Here is a 17,253-nt window from a genome sequence, read left to right as displayed (position 1 = left end):
AGGGGTTGCGCGTCAGGCGGCATCCTTTGCAGCACGGCGGCGACCCAGTTCCTCAGCGCTGCCGGCGCGCATGAAGGGGTTGGTCGCGCGCTCCAATGCGATCGTGGTCGGCACCGTAGCCTCGCCGCGCGCGCGGGCGGCCTCGACATCGGCCAGCCGCGCGGTGACGGCGGCATTGCCCGGCTCGGCAACGGCGGCGAAGCGGCCGTTGGACAGCGTATATTCGTGCGCGCAATAGACCTGCGTCTTCGGGGGGAGTGCCGCCAGCCGCTCCATGTTGCGCCACATCTGCGCGGGCGTTCCCTCGAACAGCCGGCCGCAGCCCATCGCGAACAAGGTATCGCCGACGAACGCCAGACCCGGCTCGGCAAGATAGTAAGCGATGTGGCCGCCGGTATGCGCGGGCACCTCCATCACTACGGCCGTGATGGCGCCGATCGTCACCGTGTCGCCCTCGGCGAGGAGGCGATCAAGCGTCGGGATCTTCGCCGCCTCGGCGCGCGGGCCGGAAATGATGCAGCTGGTCGCAGCCTTAATCGCGGCATTGCCGCCGATGTGATCGGGGTGCCAGTGGGTGTTCCAGATCTGCCCGATCGTCCAGCCGCGCGATTCGGCGGCGGCTAGCACGGGCGCGGCTTCGGCGGGATCGACGACCACGGTCTCGCCGCTCGCATCATCGTGGAGCATCCAGATATAATTATCCCGGAGCGCGGGGATGCGGACGACCTCGATCATCGCGCCGATTTACGCTTTGCCGTCCAGCAGCGCCAGTGTCTCGGCGATCAATCGCCTGCTTAGCGCTTCGGCGGGTTCGGTCCGTGCCAGCCGCGCCGCCTGCCCTGCCCACATGTTCGCGAAATCGGCGGGCGCGGCGGCGCGTAGCGGTGCCAGCGCATCGCCGGCGTGCGGAAACGGCGGTGTGATCGGGCTGAGCGGGCCAAGCTCGCGCGTCAGCCGGTTCGGGAAGCCGCGTGCGAGCCGCCCGGTGAAGACATTGGTCATCACCGTCTCCTCGGCCGTATCGCCGGCCAGGCGCGAGCGATGGTGCGCTGAGATCAGGCTTTCCGGGCAGGCGAGGAAGGCGGTGCCGATCTGGACGGCGGCGGCGCCCAGCATTGCCGCGGCGGCAATGCCGCGCCCATCAGCGATACCGCCCGCGGCGATGATCGGCAGCCCGGTCGCATCGGCGAGCAGCGGCACCAGCGCCATCGTCGTCATCGCGCTGGAAGGATCGGCGGGCAGGAAGCGCGCGCTATGGCCGCCCGCTTCCCAGCCCTGGGCGATCACCGCATCCACGCCCCGCTCGGCCAGCCAGCGGCCTTCGGGGACGGTGGTGGCGCTGGAGAGGATGAAGGCGCCCGCCGCCCGGACGCGCGCGAGCAGATCGGCGGGCGGCAGGCCGAAGTGGAAGCTGACCGCTTCGGGCCGCACTTCCTCGACGACCGCTGCCATCTCCGCATCGAACGGGCGCCGCTGCGCGGGAGGCGGACCGGCCGAGACGCCTAGCGCCTTCGCATAAGGGGCCAGTGCCGCGTGCCAGGCCTCGTTATCGAAGGGCCCGGCTGCCTCATGTGCGAAGAAATTGAGGTTGATCGGGCCGGGTGCCAAGGCGCGCAGTTCGGCGACCTGCGCGCGGATTTGCCCGCCATCCAGCATCGCGCAAGGCAGACTAGCAAGCGCGCCGCCGCGCATCGCCGCCGCGGCCAGCGCCACGCCGCCCGCGCCCGCCATCGGCGCAAGTAAAATCACGGCTCCGAAACGATCGACAAGCCGGCTGTCTCGCCAACCCGTCCTTGGCCTCACCTTAGCCTCACCATTCGCCCGTGTTGGGCATCGAGGCCCAGGGCTCGGCAGGATCGAGCGTGCCGTCCTGCAGCAGCTCGATCGAGATATTGTCGGGTGTGCGGACGAAGGCCATGTGCCCGTCACGCGGCGGGCGGTTGATCGTCACGCCCGCGTCCATCAGCCGCTGGCAGGTCTCGTAGATATTATCGACGCGATAGGCGAGATGGCCGAAATTGCGGCCGCCGCCATAGCCTTGCTGATCCCAATTATGCGTCAGCTCCACCTGCGCGCCCTCATCGCCCGGCGCGGCGAGGAAGATCAGCGTGAAGCGGCCTTTCTCATTCTCCATGCGCTTGGTCTCGCGCAGGCCGAGCAGTTCGAAGAAGCGGATCGTTGCCTCGGGATCAGACACGCGGATCATGGTGTGGAGATATTTGGTCATGGGTGGAGAGATAGGGGCTTTGCCGACACTCTTCCACCGTTTGTGCTGAGCCTGTCGAAGCACTGTTTTTCTGCGTCGCGGCTAAGAAGGGCGGCCCTTCGACAAGCTCAGGGCAAACGGCTTCCTACCTTACCTATCCACGGGCAGCGGTGGATCGCTCTTGGCTTGTTCCTCGCCCAGCCCATGCTTGGTCAGCATCGGCACGTTGGCGATGGCGAAGATGATGGTCGCGGGGAGCGATCCCCAGAGTTTGTAGCCGATCCAGAAGCTGGTCGAGCTGTTGCGCCACACCGCCTCATTGGCGATGCCGAGCAACACGAAGAACACCGCCCAGTTGCGCGTCAGCAAGGTCCAGCCGCGTTGTGAGAGGCCGGGATAGGCTTGGCCCAGCACCAACTCGAGCGTCGGCTTCTTGGCGAGCAGGCCGTAGAAGAGGATCACCGCTACGGTCCAATAATAGACTGTCGGCTTGATCTTGATGAAGGTCTCGCTGTGCAGCCACAAAGTCAGCCCGCCGAACACCAGCACCATGACGCCCGAGACAAGCAGCATCGCCGATACCGTCCCGTGGCGGAGCTTGGCGTAGAGGATCGCCGCCAGCGTCGCGATCATGAAAGCAAAAGTCGCCGCCATCACCTTGACGATCGGCAGGCCGGGCCAGAGCAGGTTGGTCACGAAGAAGATGATCAGCGGCCCGAGATCGAGCGCCAGCTTGGCGAAGGGGTTCATTGGCGGATCGGCGTCGGTCATTTGCGGCGCTCCACGGCGATGGCCTCGACCCCGGCGATGGCGCGGGCCAGCTCACGCGGATCGAAGGGGCGGAGATCGTCGATGCTCTCGCCCACGCCGATCGCGTGGATCGGCATCCCGAACCGCTCCGCCGCGGCCGCCAGCACGCCGCCGCGCGCGGTGCCGTCGAGCTTGGTCATCACCAGGCCGGTGACGCCTGCCTCCTTGCCGAAGATATCGATCTGGCTGAGCGCGTTCTGGCCGGTGGTGGCATCGAGCACCAGCACCACGTCATGCGGCGCGGCGGGATTGAGCCGGCCGAGCACGCGGCGGATCTTGGCAAGCTCATCCATCAGCCCGGCCTTGTTCTGGAGGCGCCCGGCGGTATCGACGATCAGCACATCGGTGCCGCGCGCGGTGCCCTGCTTGACGCCCTCGAACACGAGACCCGCCGCATCGGCACCCTCTGCGCCGGAGATGATCGGCACGCCGATGCGCTCGGCCCAGGTCTTGAGCTGGCCGATCGCGGCGGCGCGGAAGGTATCGCCCGCCACCAGCATCACCTCATAATCCTGCTCCTTGAGCAAGTGGGCGAGCTTGGCGATCGTCGTGGTCTTGCCGGAGCCGTTGACGCCGATGACGAGGATCACCTGCGGGCGCGGGAAGGCCTCGATCTCCAGCGGCTTGGCGACGGGGGCGAGGATCTTTTCCACCTCCTCGGCGACGATTTCACGCAGGCGGAGTTCGCTGAGCCCTAGCGCGAACCGTTCGCCCTCAAGCCGCTCGCGAATTTTGGCGGCGGTAGCGGGGCCGAGATCGGAGGCGATCAGCGCCTCCTCGATCTGATCGAGCGTATCCGCGTCCAGCGCCGCTTTGCCGAACAGGCCGGAGAGGTTCTCGCCGAGCTTGTCGGAGGTGCGGCGGAAACCGCCGGCGAGGCGCTCGGACCAGGAGGTGCTCATGCGGGAATGCCGATCAAAGTATCGCCTTCGACGCCGGTAATGCGGACCTTCAAAATGCTTCCCTTTACGTCATGCCGGACTTGTTCCGGCATCCACCCATCTTCTCGCTCCGGAGCTTGTGGTGGGGTGGACCCCGGAACAAGTCCGGGGTGACGGACGGATACCTGGGCAAAATCCTCTGCGTGGCCGCTCTCGCCATCCCGTTCGACCAAGACGCGCTGCACCGTACCGAAATGGCTCTCAAGCCAAGCCTGCTGCCGCTTCGCGCCCGCTTCACGCAACCTGGCCGCCCGCTCTCGCACCACCTCCCGCGCCACTTGCGGCATCCGCGTCGCAGGCGTGCTGGAGCGCGGAGAGAAGGGGAAGATGTGCGGCAGGACGATGTCGCAATCGTCGAGCAGCGCGAGGCTGTTGGCGAACATCGCGTCAGTCTCGGTCGGGAAGCCCGCGATCAGGTCGGCGCCGATCGCGACCTCGGGCCGCACCGCCTTGATCCGCTCGACCAGCGCCACCGCGTCGGCGCGCGAATGGCGGCGCTTCATGCGCTTGAGGATCATGTCGTCACCCGACTGGAGCGAAAAATGGAGGTGCGGCATGACGCGCGGTTCGTGCGCGATCATATCGAACAAACGATCGTCCACCTCGCACGGATCGAGCGAGGACAGCCGCAGACGTTCGATGCCGGGGACGAGCGTGAGCAGACGCTCGACCAGGCTGCCGAGGGTGGGAGCGCCGGGAAGATCGTCGCCATAAGCGGTGAGATCGATGCCAGTCAGCACGATCTCGCGCTGGCCTGCTTCGACGGCCGCGCGTGCCGCTTCGACGGCGGCGCCGGCGGGGACGGATCGGCTTGGGCCGCGGCCATACGGGATGATGCAGAAGGTGCAGCGATGGTCGCAGCCGTTTTGGACAGGCAGGAAGGCGCGGGCGTGTGCGCCTGCCGCAGTCCCCCTCCCTGGAAGGGAGGGGTTAGGGGTGGGTGGATCAAAAGCGCGCGCTTCGAGAGAGAGCAACCCACCCCCAGCCCCTCCCTTCCAGGGAGGGGAGTAGAGGCGCGCATCCAGCTTCGAGATGTTGGGGACAATATCGGCCAGCCCTTCAAAGCTCGCTCCGTCGATCTCGCTCGCGCACCCCGTCACCACCACGCGCGCACCCGGATGATCGCGCCGCGCCCGCCGCACCGCCTTGCGGGAAGCCGCAGCCGCCTCGCTCGTCACCGCGCAGCTGTTGATGACAACCAGATCCTGGCTGTCGGCGAGCGCCGCCCGGATCGCCTCGCTTTCTGCGATGTTCAGGCGGCAGCCGAGCGTGATGATTTCGACCGCGCTCACAGGTCCGCTTCGCCGCTATACACATACGTCGCCGGGCCGGTCATGCGGATGGGGCCGCCGGGCGCCCATTCGATTACCAGTTCGCCGCCGGGCAGCGCCACCGTCACAGGGCTGTGCGCCTTGCCCTGCTTGATCGCGGCGACGGCGGTGGCGCAGGCGCCTGTGCCGCACGCCTCGGTCAGCCCCGTGCCGCGTTCCCAGACGCGCAGGCGGATACGGTCTGGATTTTCGATCGTGGCGACGTTGACGTTGGTGCGGTTGGGAAAGATCGGATCATGTTCGATGATCGGCCCCAGCCGATCGAGTTCGACCGCATCGGTATCGGACACGAAGAACACCGCGTGGGTGTTACCGACATTGACCGCCATCGGCGCCTCCAGCTCTTCCCACGCGACGGGCATCGCTGCGGTATCGGCGGGATATGCGATCGGGATCTGGTTCCAGTCGAAGCGCGGGCTGCCCATGTCGACCGAGGGATTTGCGCCCTCCGCGCTCATGTGCAGCAGGCCGCCAAGCGTCTCCACCCTGGCCTCGCCGCCAATCAGCGTGGCGACACAGCGCGAGGCATTGCCGCAGGATTCGGCTTCGCTGCCGTCGGCATTGAAGAAGCGGACTTTGGCATCAGCGCTGTCCGAAGGCTCGATCACCACGATCTGATCGCAGCCTATGCCGCGCCGCCGATCGGCGATCGCCCGCGCCCGCGGGCCATCGATCGCGACCGGCGCCTCGCGCGCGTCGATCACGACGAAATCATTGCCCAGCCCGTGCATCTTGTGAAAGCGCAGCATGGCGCGCGATCTAGGGACGCGCGGGCCCCAAGTCCATGCAGGCCGCCCTCAAACGCCGATCTGCGCGCAGTGAAGCAGCTTCTGATCGGCGAGCACCAGCGCCATCATCGCCTCTACCACCGGCGCGGCGCGGATACCGACGCAGGGATCATGGCGGCCCTTGGTGCGGATCTCGGCGGCCTGACCTTCACGATCGATGGTCTCGACGGGAGTGAGAATCGAGCTGGTCGGCTTGAGCGCGACGCGCAGCACGATCGGCTGTCCCGTGGCGATGCCGCCCGCGATGCCGCCGGCATGGTTGGCGAGGAAGATGGGCCGGCCGTCATTGCCCGGCCGCATCGGATCGGCATTCTGCTCCCCGCTTAGCCGCGCCGCATCGAAGCCGTCGCCGATCTCGACGCCCTTCACGGCGTTGATGCTCATCATTGCCGACGCCAGCTCGCTATCCAGCTTGGCATAGAGCGGCGCGCCCCAGCCGGCGGGCACCCCTTCCGCGACACACTCGACGATCGCGCCGACCGAGGAGCCGCTCTTGCGCGCGTTATCAACGATTCCCTCCCAGCGTTGGGCGGCGGCGGCATCGGGGCAGAAGAAGGGGTTGGTGTCGATCTGCGCATCGTCGAACGCGGTGCGATCGATCGCGTCGCCGCCCAACTCGACGAGGTAAGCCCGGATCCGCACCTCGGGGATCACCGCCCTCGCCACCGCGCCTGCCGCCACCCGCGCCGCGGTCTCGCGCGCCGAGGAGCGGCCGCCGCCGCGATAATCGCGGAAGCCATATTTGGCATCGTAGGCATAATCGGCATGGCCGGGGCGGTAGGCGGCCGCGACTTCGGAATAATCCTTTGACCGCTGGTCGACATTCTCGATCATCAGGCTGATCGGCGTGCCGGTCGTCCTCCCCTCGAACACGCCCGAGAGGATGCGGACCTGATCGGGCTCCTGCCGCTGCGTGGTGAAACGCGAGGTGCCGGGGCGGCGCTTGTCGAGCCAGGGCTGGATGTCGGCTTCGGTGAGAGGCAACCCGGGCGGGCAACCGTCCACCACCGCGCCCAGCGCTGGTCCGTGAGACTCGCCCCAGGTGGTGAAACGGAAGACGCGGCCGAAGCTGTTGAAACTCATTTCCTCTCCCCTTGGGGGAGAGGAAGGGGCCCGCGCGGCACAGTCGCGTGGGAAGGAGAGGGTGTGTCTGACACAGCCAACACCGATCGCAAAGCGCCTACCACGCCCTCCAAATTCGTCATCACGTCCGTATTCGTGAACCGGATCACCCGATAACCCTCTCGCGCCAGATAGGCCGTTCGCCGTGCGTCATAGGCTTGCGCCTCGTCGCCGTCATGCGTGGCGCCGTCGATCTCGATGACCAATCGCGCAGCTTGGCAGACGAAATCGCCGAAGAATGGCCCTAGCCGCTGCTGGTGGCGGAACTTCCTACCGTCAAGCGCGGCAGCCCGGAGTATCGACCAGAGTTTGCGTTCGGCGAGCGTAGCATCGCGACGGAGTTGGCGAGCGCGGGCGATGCTGTCGTCACTCTCCTCGAAGCGCGTTGTCGGCATGTCGGACTCACCCTCTCCCGGCTGGGCTTCGCCCAGCCACCCTCTCCCCCGAGGGGAGAGGGTTTATGCCAGCGCGATATCCGGGGCATCCTCGGCCTTCATGCCGATCACGTTATAACCGGCATCGACGTGGTGGATCTCGCCGGTCACGCCGCTCGCCAGATCGCTCAGCAGATAAACGCCAGCGCCGCCGACATCGTCGATCGTCACATTACGCTTCATCGGCGAGTTCAGCTGGTTCCACTTCATGATGTAGTTGAAGTCGCCGATGCCGCGCGCCGCCAGCGTCTGGATCGGGCCTGCCGAGATCGCGTTCACGCGGATATTCTCCGGCCCCATATCGACCGCGAGATATTTGACGCTGGTCTCCAGCGCGGCTTTGGCGAGGCCCATCACATTATAGTGGGGAATGACCTTTTCGGCGCCGTAATAGCTGAGCGTCAGCAGCGATCCGCCATTGGGCATCAGCCGGCGGGCATGGCGCGCCACCGCGACGAAGCTGTAGGCTGAGATGTTCATCGTCATCAGGAAATTATCGAGCGTGGTATCGTAGAACTTCCCGCGCAGCTGGCTCTTGTCCGAAAAGCCGATGGCGTGGACGAGAAAGTCGATCGTCGGCCACGTCTCGCCAAGCTTGGCGAAGGCGCGGTCCATATCCTCCTCGCTCGAGACGTCACAATCGACGAGCAGGGGCACGCCGAGCTCCTGCGCGAGCGGGCGGACACGCTTCTCCATCGCCGCGCCCTGATAGCTGAAGGCAAGCTCGGCACCGTGTTGCGAGAGCGCCTTGGCGATCCCCCAGGCGAGCGACTTATCGTTCGCAAGGCCCATGATCAGCCCCCGCTTGCCCTCCATCAGACCCGCCATCATTCCTCCTCGGTCGCCGCTTCGCCGTCCTTTAAGCCTTCGTCCGGGGTTTCCGCCAGTGCCGCGTTGAGCTGCGCGCCGATCACCAGCCCGAAACCGACGAACCAGAAGAAGATCAGGGTGACGATCACGCCGGCGAGGCTGCCATAGGTGCGGTTATAGCCGCCGAGCAAAGCGAGCACCCACGGCAGCGCCTGCGTTACCGCCGTCCACCAGGCGGTGGTGAAGAGCGCACCCGGCCATTTGGGACAACTGGCATAGCGATATTTGCTCGGCGTCAGCGTGTAGAAGATCAGATAAAGCGCCACGAACAAGGTGGCGATCGGCGCGAGGCGGGACCAGCCGATCCACGAGACCAGCCAGTGCGCGAAGGGCAGCAGGTGGAGCACGAACTGCTCCGCCCCGGTCAGCGCCAGTTGTAGGGTGAAGGCGATCAGCGTCAGCATCACCGCGGCGATGATCAGCGCGATCGAACCCAGCCGATAATGCCAGAAAGGTTTGGAGAAGGTGACGCCATAGGCGCGGCGCAGGATATCGCGGATCGTCTCGATGAAGCTGCCCGTGGTCCACAGGCCGACCAGCGCGCCCAGCCAGAGCAACGATCCGGTGCGCTGGGCGAGCACGTCGGCGATCGGTTGCTTCAGCATTTCGCGGATCGATTTGGGCAGGTTGCGCGTGAAACTGTCGATCGCGACCATCGTATCGGTCCCTTGCCCCAGGAAGTGGGCGAGCGCCGCAGTGACGATGAAGAAGGGAAAGAGCGTCAGCAGCGCGAGATAGGCGAGATTGCCGGCATGGATGAAGCCATCCGAATAAACGCCGATCGCGATGCGCTTGACCACCTCATAGAGGCGCGCACCAGGCCGGAGCTGCGCGAGCGAGCGATCCCAGCGGGTGCGATGGCTGCGCGCCTCGGGGCTTTCGGGAGAAAAGTCTCGCATGGCTCTCCTAGGCCATTGTCCATCCTCCCCTGCAAGGGGAGGTGGCAGCCTGCAGGGCTGATGGAGGGGTGTCCCCCTCTCGGTGGCGGGATACCCCTCCGACGCGCTTTGCGCGCCACCTCCCCTTGCAGGGGAGGATTGTGTTGCGGGCCGTTCTAACGGACCGGGCCTCGCGCTTGTTCGTAAGCGTAGCCCAAAGCCAGAAGCTTGGCCTCGCTCCATTTGGTGCCGATGAAGCTCAAGCCCACGGGCAGGCCCTGGATGCGGCCCATCGGCACGGTCAGGTGCGGATAGCCCGCGACCGCGGCGATGCTGCCCGCGTCGGGCCCGCCGCCGAAGTGATCGCCGTTGACCGCATCGATCGGCACGGCGGGGCCGGCAGTGGGGCCGACCAGCGCGACCACATCATTGTCCTTGAGCAGGCGATCGATGCCTTCGGGGCCGGCCTTGCGCGCGGACCGTTTGCGCGCGGCGAGATAATCGGGATCGTCGAGGCCCTTGGTCTGTTCGGCGGCGAGGAAACTTTCCTGGCCGAACAAAGGCATTTCGCGTGCGGCGTTGGCATCGTTGAACGCGATAACCCCGGCCAGTGCGCGGGTCTTCACCGTCGCGGGCGTGGTGGCGAGATAGGTGTTCAGATCGGCCTTGAGCTCGGTCATCAGCACGAGATGCTCGTCCCGGCCGAGATCGACGTCGCTCTTCTTGATGTCGACGAGGATCGCGCCCGCTTTAGCGAGCGTGGCCAGCGCAGCCTCGAACGCCTTGTCGAGCTTGGGCTGGTCGCCGGTATCGAAGCGCATCACGCCGATTCGCACGCCCCTGAGCGCGTCCGGCGTGAGCGCGGCGGTATAATCGGTGCGATATTTGTCCGCGTCGGCCGTCGCCGGATCGGCTGGATCGCTGCCGGCGATCGCGGACAGCAGTAATGCGGCATCGCGCACCGTCTTCGCCATTGGGCCGGGCGTATCCTGGCTGTGGCTGATCGGCACGACATGGGTGCGGCTGACGAGGCCAACCGTGGGTTTCAAGCCGACGATGCCGTTCATCGCCGAGGGGCAGGTAACCGATCCATCGGTCTCGGTGCCGATCGCCAGATCGACATAGCCCGCCGCGACCGCCGCGCCGCTGCCCGAGGAGGAGCCGCACGGGCTGCGCGCGAGATCGCTGGGATTGCGCGTCTGGCCGCCGACGGCGCTCCAGCCCGAGATCGAATGGGTGGAGCGGATGTTGGCCCATTCGGAAAGGTTGGTCTTGCCGAGGATCACCGCCCCCGACGCGCGCAGGCCCGAGACCAAAGGCGCATCGCGGTGCGTATCGTTGGCGGCGAGCGCGAGGCTGCCGGCGGTGGTCGGCTGCTCGCGCGTCTCGATATTGTCCTTGATGAGGACGGGGCGACCGAACAGCGGCCCGCGCGCCATGCGCTGGCGATCGAGCGCGCGCGCTTCGGCGATGGCTTGCGGATTGGTGGCGATCACCGCGTTGGTTGTCGCCTTATCCTTAGCGGCGATGCGGGCGAGCGCGGCGCGGGTCGCTTGCTCGGCGGGGCCTGCGGGGGGAGCGGCGATGGCGGGGGCCGATAGCAGTAAAGCCAAAACCCACCCGTTCGTCCCGAGCGAAGTCGAGGGACGTGCCAGGCGCGATCCGGCGGAACGTGTCTCGACTTCGCTCGACACAAACGGACTTTTTAGGGCTGAGAGTTCCTTCCCGGCCCACCGCATCAGAGTTGCTTCACGCCGGCATCATCGCCGGTCGCAGCCTTCTTGGCCTTGGCCAGGTCGATCGCCTCGAGGATGATGCGATGCGCCTCGGAGGTATCGCCCCATTCGCCGATCCGCACCCACTTGGTCTTTTCCAGATCCTTATAATGGGTGAAGAAATGCTCGATCTGCTCCATCACGATTTCAGGCAGATCGCCCTTTTCCATCACGTCATTGTAATAGGGAAAGGTGGATTTCGAGGGCACGCAGACCAGTTTCTCGTCACCGCCGGCCTCATCCTCCAGCTTGAGCACCGCGATCGGGCGCGCACTGACGACGCAGCCCGGGATGAAGGGCGATCGCGAGATCACCAAAGCATCGAGCGGATCGCCGTCGGGCGAAAGCGTGTGCGGCACGAAGCCATAATTGGCCGGATAGCGCATCGGCGTGTGCAGGATGCGATCGACGAACAGGGCGCCGCTCTTCTTGTCGAACTCATATTTCACCGGCTCGCCGCCGGTCGGCACCTCGATGATGACGTTGAGTTCCTCGGGAGGATTCTTGCCGATGGGGATGAGTTCGATGTTCATGGCAGCCGGACTAGTGTTGCGGCGCAGCAGGGGCAAGAGGCTGTTTGGCGGTGGGCGGGGACGGTTAAGCCCTCTCCCCTTGTGGGAGAGGGTTTGGGAGAGGGGTTCCCGAACTCGATAGCGTAGAGCTCGGCTTCGCCATCGCACACCCCTCTCCCCGGCCTTTGCGGGCGAGTGTTCGTCCCCCCGGACGAACACCAAAACGCCCGCAAACCCACAAGGGGAGAGGGAGTGTGCTTGCGGGGATGACGAAATCGAGAAGGATCGACTACAGGCAAAGCCAGATGGCAAAAATCGAAACCCCACGGCCCATTCGCGGTACGCAAGACATGCTCGGCGAGACCGCCGCGCGCTTTTCCAAGGTGGTCGAGACGTTCGATCGCGTGCGCAAGCTTTATGGCTTCCAGCGGATCGAGGTGCCGATCTTCGAATCGACCGCAGTATTCGCGCGTTCGCTGGGGGAAACCACCGATGTCGTCTCCAAGGAGATGTACACGTTCGAGGATCGCGGCGGGGATTCGCTGACGCTGCGGCCCGAATTCACCGCCGGAATCGCGCGAGCCTATTTGACCGAGGGCTGGCAGCAGTTCGCACCACTCAAGGTGGCGACGCATGGCCCTCTGTTCCGCTACGAGCGCCCGCAAAAGGGCCGCTTCCGCCAGTTCCACCAGCTCGATGCCGAAGTGATCGGCGCCGGGGAGCCGGCGGCGGATGTCGAGCTGCTGGCCTTCGCCGATCAGTTGCTCAAGGAACTGGGCATCGATCATGGCGTGACGCTGCAGCTCAACACGCTGGGCGACAGCGCAACGCGCGATGCCTGGCGGCAGGCGCTGGTCGCACATTTCGAGCGCCATCGCGGCGATCTCTCCGAAGAGAGCCTGGAGCGCCTGCTCAAGAACCCGCTCCGCATCCTCGATTCTAAAGACCTCCGCGATCGCCCGATCGCCGACGCTGCGCCAGAGATCGATACGTTTATGTCGAGCGAGGCGGGCGCGTTCTTCGATGCGGTGACCAAGGGCCTCGATGCGGCGGGCGTGGCGTGGACGCGCAACGCGCGGCTGGTGCGCGGGCTGGACTATTATCGGCATACCGCGTTCGAGTTCGTCACTGATCGGCTTGGCGCGCAGGGCACGGTGCTGGGCGGCGGCCGCTATGATGGGCTGATCGAGACGCTGGGTGGGCCGCACACACCAGCAGTTGGCTGGGCGGCGGGAATCGAGCGGCTGGGGATGCTGATCGATCCTATCCCGATGCCGCTACCAAATGCTGCTGTCATAGTAGAAGAACCTGGAGCGCAACTGGAAGGCCAAGCGCTGACAGCCTTTTTACGTAAACAAGGAATTCCTACGGCGCTGGCTTTCAAAGGTTCTCCCAAAAAACTGTATGATCGCGCGAAAGCAATGGGCGTTCCTGTTGTCATTCAAGTTTGGACGGACGGAAGCCTTGACCCCCTTGTCATGGATATCCGACTTAGGCGGCTTGATCCTTATGATACGACATCGGTCGATTTGGAGGATCGTCTCAGGCAGGTTATGCGCCGGGGCAGCCTCGAAGATAACCCGCCGCAGGAGGAGGGACGGCCAAAAGTCGACCATCGTCTCCGGTTACCGACTACATGACCGCCATCCCCCTCGAACGCATCCGCCAGATCGAGGCGCGCCGGGACGAACTCCAGGCGTCGATGTCCCGCGCCGATCTTGCCGCCGATCAGTTCGTCAAACTCTCCAAGGATTATGCCGAGCTGGAGCCGGTGGCGCGGGCCGCGGGCGAGGTGCGGCGGTTTCGGCAGGAGCTCGATTCGCTCTCTTATATGATCGAGGATCAGGACGCCGATCCCGAGCTGCGTGCGATGGCCGGCGAAGAACTGGAGGAACTCAAGGAGAATCTCGCCAAGGCCGAGCGCGCGCTGGCGCTGGCGCTGCTTCCGCGCGACGCCGCCGACTCGCGCTCCGCGATCCTCGAAATCCGCGCGGGCACGGGCGGGGACGAGGCGGCTTTGTTCGCGGGTGATCTGTTCCGCATGTATCAGCGCTATGCCGATACGCAGGGCTGGCGCACCGAGATGATCTCCGCCTCTGCCGCCGAAATGGGTGGGTTCAAGGAGGTCGTCGCCAGCGTCTCGGGCGCGGGCGTCTTCGCCAAGCTCAAGTTCGAAAGCGGCGTCCACCGCGTCCAGCGCGTGCCCGTCACCGAAAGCGGCGGGCGCATCCACACCTCGGCGGCGACGGTGGCGGTGCTGCCCGAGGCCGAGGATGTCGATGTGAAGATCGATGACAAGGATCTGCGGATCGATGTCTATCGCTCGTCCGGCCCCGGCGGCCAATCGGTCAACACCACCGATTCGGCGGTGCGGATCGTCCACATCCCCACCGGCACGACCGTGATCCAGCAGGACGAGAAATCGCAGCACAAGAATAAGGAGAAAGCGATGAAGGTGCTGCGCGCGCGGCTTTATGAGGCGGAGCGCGAGCGGCTGGCATCGGAGCGGGCAGGGGCGCGCAAATCCATGGTGGGTTCAGGCGATCGCAGCGAACGTATCCGCACCTACAATTTCCCGCAGGGCCGCGTGACCGATCACCGCATCAACCTGACGCTGCACCGCCTCCCCGAAATCCTCGAAGGCGGGGGCTTAAGCGAGCTGGTCGGCGCGCTGATCGCCGAGGACGAGGCCGAACGGCTGGCCCAGATCGCGGAATAGCCATGATCCTCGCCCTGCTTCTCGCGCAGGCGGCCGCAGCGGCGCCGCTGCCCGATCCGGGAAAGGCGCTGCACGAGACGATCGTCAAGGCGATCCGCAATTGTCCCGAGGCGAAGGGGGACGAGATCGCGGTCTGCTCCAAGGATCGCGGCTATGCCGAGCGCTATCGGCTGCAGAAATTGCAGAAGCCGCTCGCGCCGCCGTCCAATTTCCAGATCGATCTCGCCTCGCCGGATGTCGCGGCGGCGGGAATCGGCTCCTGCTCGGCGACAGGGGCGGGCGGGGTCACGGGCTGTTCGGCCAAGGAATATGACGCCTGGGCCGCGTGGCGGCGGCAGCAGAAGGCCGATGGCCGCGATTTTCCGTGGTGACGCTGGCCGATGCGCTGCGCGACGGCGCGGCGCGGCTGCAAGAAATCAGCGATACGCCCCGGCTCGATGTCGAGCTGCTGATGGCGCATGCGCTGGGGACGACGCGCGATGCTCTGCTGCTCGGCGATCTGACGCGCGCGTGCCCGGCGGGTTTCGCGCCTCTGCTGGCGCGGCGGCTGGCGGCGGAGCCCGTGGCGTATATCATCGGGCACAAGGGCTTCTGGTCGATCGATCTGGCGGTGACGCCTGCGGTTTTGCTTCCGCGGCCCGAGACCGAGGGGCTGATCGAAGCGGCGATGGATCATTTCGGTGCGCGGTCGCCCCGGCGGATCCTCGATCTCGGCACCGGATCGGGGGCGCTGCTGCTCGCCGCGTTGACCCAATGGCCGGATGCGGTGGGCGAGGGTGTTGATCGCTCCAAGGCGGCGCTGACTGTCGCGGCGGCCAACGCCTGGCGGCTCGGGCTCGAGGCCCGCGCGCGCTTTATTGAGGGCGGCTGGAAAGGCGATCCAGGGGCCGATCTGATTCTCTGCAATCCACCCTATATCGCCACTGGCGAGGTACTGCCCGCGTCGGTCGCGCGCTACGAGCCCGCCTCGGCGCTGTTCGCGGGCAAGGATGGCCTCGACGATTATCGCGTCATCGCCGAGGTGATCGATTTCGCACCCGGCGGGGTCGCCTGCATCGAGATCGGCGCGACGCAGGGCGCGGTGGTGTCGGCGCTGTTCGCCGCCATGGGCTTCGCGGTTTCGCTCCGGCGCGATCTCGCCGGATTGGACCGAACCCTTGTAATTACACGGTAGACGCCCACATTCCGCTTGGAATACGCCTTGCGAGCCGCTACATCCCCCAACAGGAAAGCGATGGGCAGGCGGAACACGCCACCATCGACAGCCTGAAAGCATCGGGGGCCAGGCGGCATTTGCTGAGGACCGTAGGGGCGGTCGCGCAAATCATAGCCGAAGCACATCCGCGAGAGGCGAAGGTTGGTTTTGCCGGCCATTTGGTCCGGCGCAGCACATTCCGGGAAGATCCGGATATGGAGTGGTACGATACCACCAGTGACAAGGAATAAGCCAAGTTGATTAACAACCGGCAGAACGGCCGCCGTCGCGGCCGTGGCGGTCAGCAGGTGCGTAACGGCCAGCCTGGCGGCCAGGATCGTGGCAACCGCATCGATAACCGCGCGCGGGGCAACGCCGCCCAGTTGCTCGAGAAATATAAGAATCTCGCGGGTGAGGCGCAGCGCCAGGGCGATCGAGTCAACACCGAATATTATCTGCAGTTCGCGGATCATTATTTCCGCGTGCTGAGCGAAAGCCGCGCCCGCTTCGAAGAGCAGCGGCCGCAGCGCAGCGACGGCGGGCGCGAGGATTTCGGCAACGATGGCGATTATGCCGACGAAGGCCAGCGCTTCGAATCGCGGGGCGGCCAGAGCCCGGGTGACAACTGGAATGACAGCGAGGACGAGGGCTTCGCGCCCCAGCAGCCCGAACGTCGTGTCGAGCAACCGCGCTATGAAGAGCGGCCGCAACGCGAAGAGCGTGCGCCGCGTGAGGATCGCGCGCCCCGTGAAGAAGGCGATCGCCGCCCCCGCCGTCAGCGCAATGCCAACGGCAATGGCAATGGCAACGCTCCTTATGCCAATGGTGGCAATGGCAATGGCCACGCCGCCGAGACCGAGGAGCAGCGCGAAAGCCGGATCGAGGTCGATCGCCTGCCCGCCGGCTTCGGCGCCGCGCCCGTTGTGATCGACGAGGGGACCGCGGACGCTCCGGCCGAGGAGGCCGCGCCCCGCCGCCGGCGCGCCCCGCGCCGTCCGCGCGAGGAGACTCCGGCCGTCGAGGTCTGATCCCGGATCGGATCGAGGAACTAGGCGCGTCGTCCATCGCGGACGGCGCGCCTTTTCTTTTGCGCGCAAGCGTGAAACAACTGCTGCTGCAAGAGCGGCCGTCAGCGCCGCCAAGCGGAGAGAATGCCATGACCATCGCAGCCCTGTTGCGCGCGAAGGGAGGCGCCGTTGTCCACGCGACGCCCGAGACCAGCGTGCGCGCCGTTTCGCTTCTTCTGTCCCAACGCCGCATTGGCGCGGTTCCCGTCTGTGACGGCGATGCGATCGCCGGCATATTGTCCGAACGCGACATCGTCCGCGCGCTCGGCGATCATGGCGCCGAGATCCTCGATTGGCCGGTGACGCGACTGATGACCACGCCGCCGATCACGATCGGCTCCCAGGCTTCGCTGCTCGCTGGCCTCTCCCTGATGACCCGGCGGCGAATCCGGCATCTGCCCGTCGTGGATGGGGGCAAGCTGGTCGGGATCGTCTCAATCGGCGACCTGGTGAAGGCGCGGATCGATGCGATCGAGAATGAGGCGGAGGCGATGCGGGCCTATATTGCGAGCTGATTCGACGATGATTCGGGGTGGCGGGTCGGTGACGGCTGCCCTGCTCGCCCTAGATCGCCTTGATCAAGACACTGATAATTAAGGGCTTTC

General features: G+C 65.9%; 19 protein-coding genes. 6 read left to right on the top strand and 13 right to left on the bottom strand.

The window, feature by feature from the left end:
- Nucleotides 1–12: 12 nt before the first annotated feature.
- The 13 genes from gloB to ppa form a co-directional block, all read right to left on the bottom strand.
- Nucleotides 13–735 carry a hydroxyacylglutathione hydrolase gene (gene gloB, locus FHS31_RS04715; protein ID WP_167072217.1) on the bottom strand — a complete coding sequence of 241 codons (723 nt, stop codon included), beginning with the start codon at nt 733–735 and terminating at the stop codon, nt 13–15.
- A 9-nt stretch (nt 736–744) separates the two neighbouring features.
- A complete protein-coding gene (locus FHS31_RS04710; RefSeq protein ID WP_341786286.1) occupies nt 745–1,749 on the bottom strand; it encodes an NAD(P)H-dependent flavin oxidoreductase in 1,005 nt (334 codons plus the stop codon).
- A gap of 61 nt (nt 1,750–1,810) precedes the next feature.
- Nucleotides 1,811–2,227: a VOC family protein gene (locus tag FHS31_RS04705; protein WP_167072216.1), complete on the bottom strand. Its 417-nt coding sequence runs from the start codon at nt 2,225–2,227 to the stop codon at nt 1,811–1,813.
- A gap of 129 nt (nt 2,228–2,356) precedes the next feature.
- Nucleotides 2,357–2,977, bottom strand: a complete 621-nt coding sequence (locus tag FHS31_RS04700; RefSeq protein WP_167072215.1) for a septation protein A — start codon at nt 2,975–2,977, stop codon at nt 2,357–2,359.
- On the bottom strand, nt 2,974–3,918 hold the full coding sequence (gene ftsY, locus FHS31_RS04695; RefSeq protein WP_167072214.1) for a signal recognition particle-docking protein FtsY: 945 nt from the start codon (nt 3,916–3,918) through the stop codon (nt 2,974–2,976). Before ftsY ends, FHS31_RS04700 begins: the two co-directional genes overlap by 4 nt.
- Nucleotides 3,915–5,249, bottom strand: coding sequence for a tRNA (N(6)-L-threonylcarbamoyladenosine(37)-C(2))-methylthiotransferase MtaB (mtaB, locus tag FHS31_RS04690; RefSeq protein ID WP_167072213.1), 1,335 nt, complete (start codon nt 5,247–5,249; stop codon nt 3,915–3,917). The genes ftsY and mtaB overlap by 4 nt, the downstream gene beginning before the upstream one ends.
- Entirely contained in the window at nt 5,246–6,037 is a 792-nt protein-coding gene (gene dapF, locus FHS31_RS04685) for a diaminopimelate epimerase (RefSeq protein WP_167072212.1), read from the bottom strand. Before dapF ends, mtaB begins: the two co-directional genes overlap by 4 nt.
- A gap of 48 nt (nt 6,038–6,085) precedes the next feature.
- Nucleotides 6,086–7,159, bottom strand: coding sequence for a chorismate synthase (gene aroC, locus FHS31_RS04680; protein ID WP_167072211.1), 1,074 nt, complete (start codon nt 7,157–7,159; stop codon nt 6,086–6,088).
- On the bottom strand, nt 7,156–7,593 hold the full coding sequence (locus tag FHS31_RS04675) for an endonuclease domain-containing protein (RefSeq protein ID WP_167072210.1): 438 nt from the start codon (nt 7,591–7,593) through the stop codon (nt 7,156–7,158). The genes aroC and FHS31_RS04675 overlap by 4 nt, the downstream gene beginning before the upstream one ends.
- Nucleotides 7,594–7,656: 63 nt before the next feature.
- Nucleotides 7,657–8,460, bottom strand: coding sequence for an enoyl-ACP reductase FabI (gene fabI, locus FHS31_RS04670; RefSeq protein ID WP_167072566.1), 804 nt, complete (start codon nt 8,458–8,460; stop codon nt 7,657–7,659).
- The gene (locus FHS31_RS04665) at nt 8,460–9,401 is read right to left on the bottom strand and encodes a YihY/virulence factor BrkB family protein (protein ID WP_167072209.1); all 942 of its coding nucleotides are present in this window, start codon (nt 9,399–9,401) and stop codon (nt 8,460–8,462) included. Before FHS31_RS04665 ends, fabI begins: the two co-directional genes overlap by 1 nt.
- Nucleotides 9,402–9,556: 155 nt before the next feature.
- Nucleotides 9,557–11,119 carry an amidase gene (locus FHS31_RS04660; RefSeq protein ID WP_167072208.1) on the bottom strand — a complete coding sequence of 521 codons (1,563 nt, stop codon included), beginning with the start codon at nt 11,117–11,119 and terminating at the stop codon, nt 9,557–9,559.
- Nucleotides 11,119–11,688: an inorganic diphosphatase gene (ppa, locus tag FHS31_RS04655; protein WP_167072207.1), complete on the bottom strand. Its 570-nt coding sequence runs from the start codon at nt 11,686–11,688 to the stop codon at nt 11,119–11,121. Before ppa ends, FHS31_RS04660 begins: the two co-directional genes overlap by 1 nt.
- Before the next feature lie 284 nt (nt 11,689–11,972).
- On the opposite strand from ppa, the gene hisS reads away from it, so the two are divergent.
- The 6 genes from hisS to FHS31_RS04625 all read left to right on the top strand — a co-directional run bounded on the left by hisS (nt 11,973) and on the right by FHS31_RS04625 (nt 17,163).
- Nucleotides 11,973–13,307, top strand: coding sequence for a histidine--tRNA ligase (gene hisS, locus FHS31_RS04650; protein WP_167072206.1), 1,335 nt, complete (start codon nt 11,973–11,975; stop codon nt 13,305–13,307).
- Nucleotides 13,304–14,386, top strand: coding sequence for a peptide chain release factor 1 (prfA, locus tag FHS31_RS04645; RefSeq protein WP_167072205.1), 1,083 nt, complete (start codon nt 13,304–13,306; stop codon nt 14,384–14,386). The genes hisS and prfA overlap by 4 nt, the downstream gene beginning before the upstream one ends.
- Nucleotides 14,387–14,388: 2 nt before the next feature.
- Nucleotides 14,389–14,757, top strand: coding sequence for a hypothetical protein (locus FHS31_RS04640; RefSeq protein ID WP_167072204.1), 369 nt, complete (start codon nt 14,389–14,391; stop codon nt 14,755–14,757).
- Complete coding sequence (prmC, locus tag FHS31_RS04635) at nt 14,754–15,560, top strand: peptide chain release factor N(5)-glutamine methyltransferase (RefSeq protein ID WP_167072565.1); 807 nt, start codon at nt 14,754–14,756, stop codon at nt 15,558–15,560. Before FHS31_RS04640 ends, prmC begins: the two co-directional genes overlap by 4 nt.
- Nucleotides 15,561–15,838: 278 nt before the next feature.
- Nucleotides 15,839–16,609, top strand: coding sequence for a DUF4167 domain-containing protein (locus FHS31_RS04630; protein WP_167072203.1), 771 nt, complete (start codon nt 15,839–15,841; stop codon nt 16,607–16,609).
- Between the two features lie 128 nt (nt 16,610–16,737).
- Nucleotides 16,738–17,163 (top strand): CBS domain-containing protein, encoded by a 426-nt coding sequence (locus tag FHS31_RS04625; protein ID WP_167072202.1) that lies wholly within the window; start codon nt 16,738–16,740, stop codon nt 17,161–17,163.
- The last annotated feature ends 90 nt before the right edge of the window (nt 17,164–17,253 follow it).

The sequence above is a fragment of the Sphingomonas vulcanisoli genome, from assembly GCF_011761305.1.
GTDB lineage: Bacteria > Pseudomonadota > Alphaproteobacteria > Sphingomonadales > Sphingomonadaceae > Sphingomonas_I > Sphingomonas_I vulcanisoli.
The sequence above is the reverse complement of the archived record's forward strand: the minus strand, read 5'-3'. Positions and strand labels throughout refer to the sequence as shown.

Bases quoted from the DNA above. Each gene is read 5' to 3' on its own strand.
- fabI (WP_167072566.1), bottom strand. From the start codon at position 8,460: ATGGCGGGTCTGATGGAGGGCAAGCGGGGGCTGATCATGGGCCTTGCG.
- FHS31_RS04705 (WP_167072216.1), bottom strand. From the start codon at position 2,227: ATGACCAAATATCTCCACACCATGATCCGCGTGTCTGATCCCGAGGCA.
- FHS31_RS04700 (WP_167072215.1), bottom strand. From the start codon at position 2,977: ATGACCGACGCCGATCCGCCAATGAACCCCTTCGCCAAGCTGGCGCTC.
- gloB (WP_167072217.1), bottom strand. From the start codon at position 735: ATGATCGAGGTCGTCCGCATCCCCGCGCTCCGGGATAATTATATCTGG.
- hisS (WP_167072206.1), top strand. From the start codon at position 11,973: ATGGCAAAAATCGAAACCCCACGGCCCATTCGCGGTACGCAAGACATG.
- FHS31_RS04660 (WP_167072208.1), bottom strand. From the start codon at position 11,119: ATGCGGTGGGCCGGGAAGGAACTCTCAGCCCTAAAAAGTCCGTTTGTG.
- prfA (WP_167072205.1), top strand. From the start codon at position 13,304: ATGACCGCCATCCCCCTCGAACGCATCCGCCAGATCGAGGCGCGCCGG.
- ftsY (WP_167072214.1), bottom strand. From the start codon at position 3,918: ATGAGCACCTCCTGGTCCGAGCGCCTCGCCGGCGGTTTCCGCCGCACC.
- aroC (WP_167072211.1), bottom strand. From the start codon at position 7,159: ATGAGTTTCAACAGCTTCGGCCGCGTCTTCCGTTTCACCACCTGGGGC.
- FHS31_RS04675 (WP_167072210.1), bottom strand. From the start codon at position 7,593: ATGCCGACAACGCGCTTCGAGGAGAGTGACGACAGCATCGCCCGCGCT.
- FHS31_RS04640 (WP_167072204.1), top strand. From the start codon at position 14,389: ATGATCCTCGCCCTGCTTCTCGCGCAGGCGGCCGCAGCGGCGCCGCTG.
- FHS31_RS04625 (WP_167072202.1), top strand. From the start codon at position 16,738: ATGACCATCGCAGCCCTGTTGCGCGCGAAGGGAGGCGCCGTTGTCCAC.
- FHS31_RS04665 (WP_167072209.1), bottom strand. From the start codon at position 9,401: ATGCGAGACTTTTCTCCCGAAAGCCCCGAGGCGCGCAGCCATCGCACC.
- ppa (WP_167072207.1), bottom strand. From the start codon at position 11,688: ATGAACATCGAACTCATCCCCATCGGCAAGAATCCTCCCGAGGAACTC.
- dapF (WP_167072212.1), bottom strand. From the start codon at position 6,037: ATGCTGCGCTTTCACAAGATGCACGGGCTGGGCAATGATTTCGTCGTG.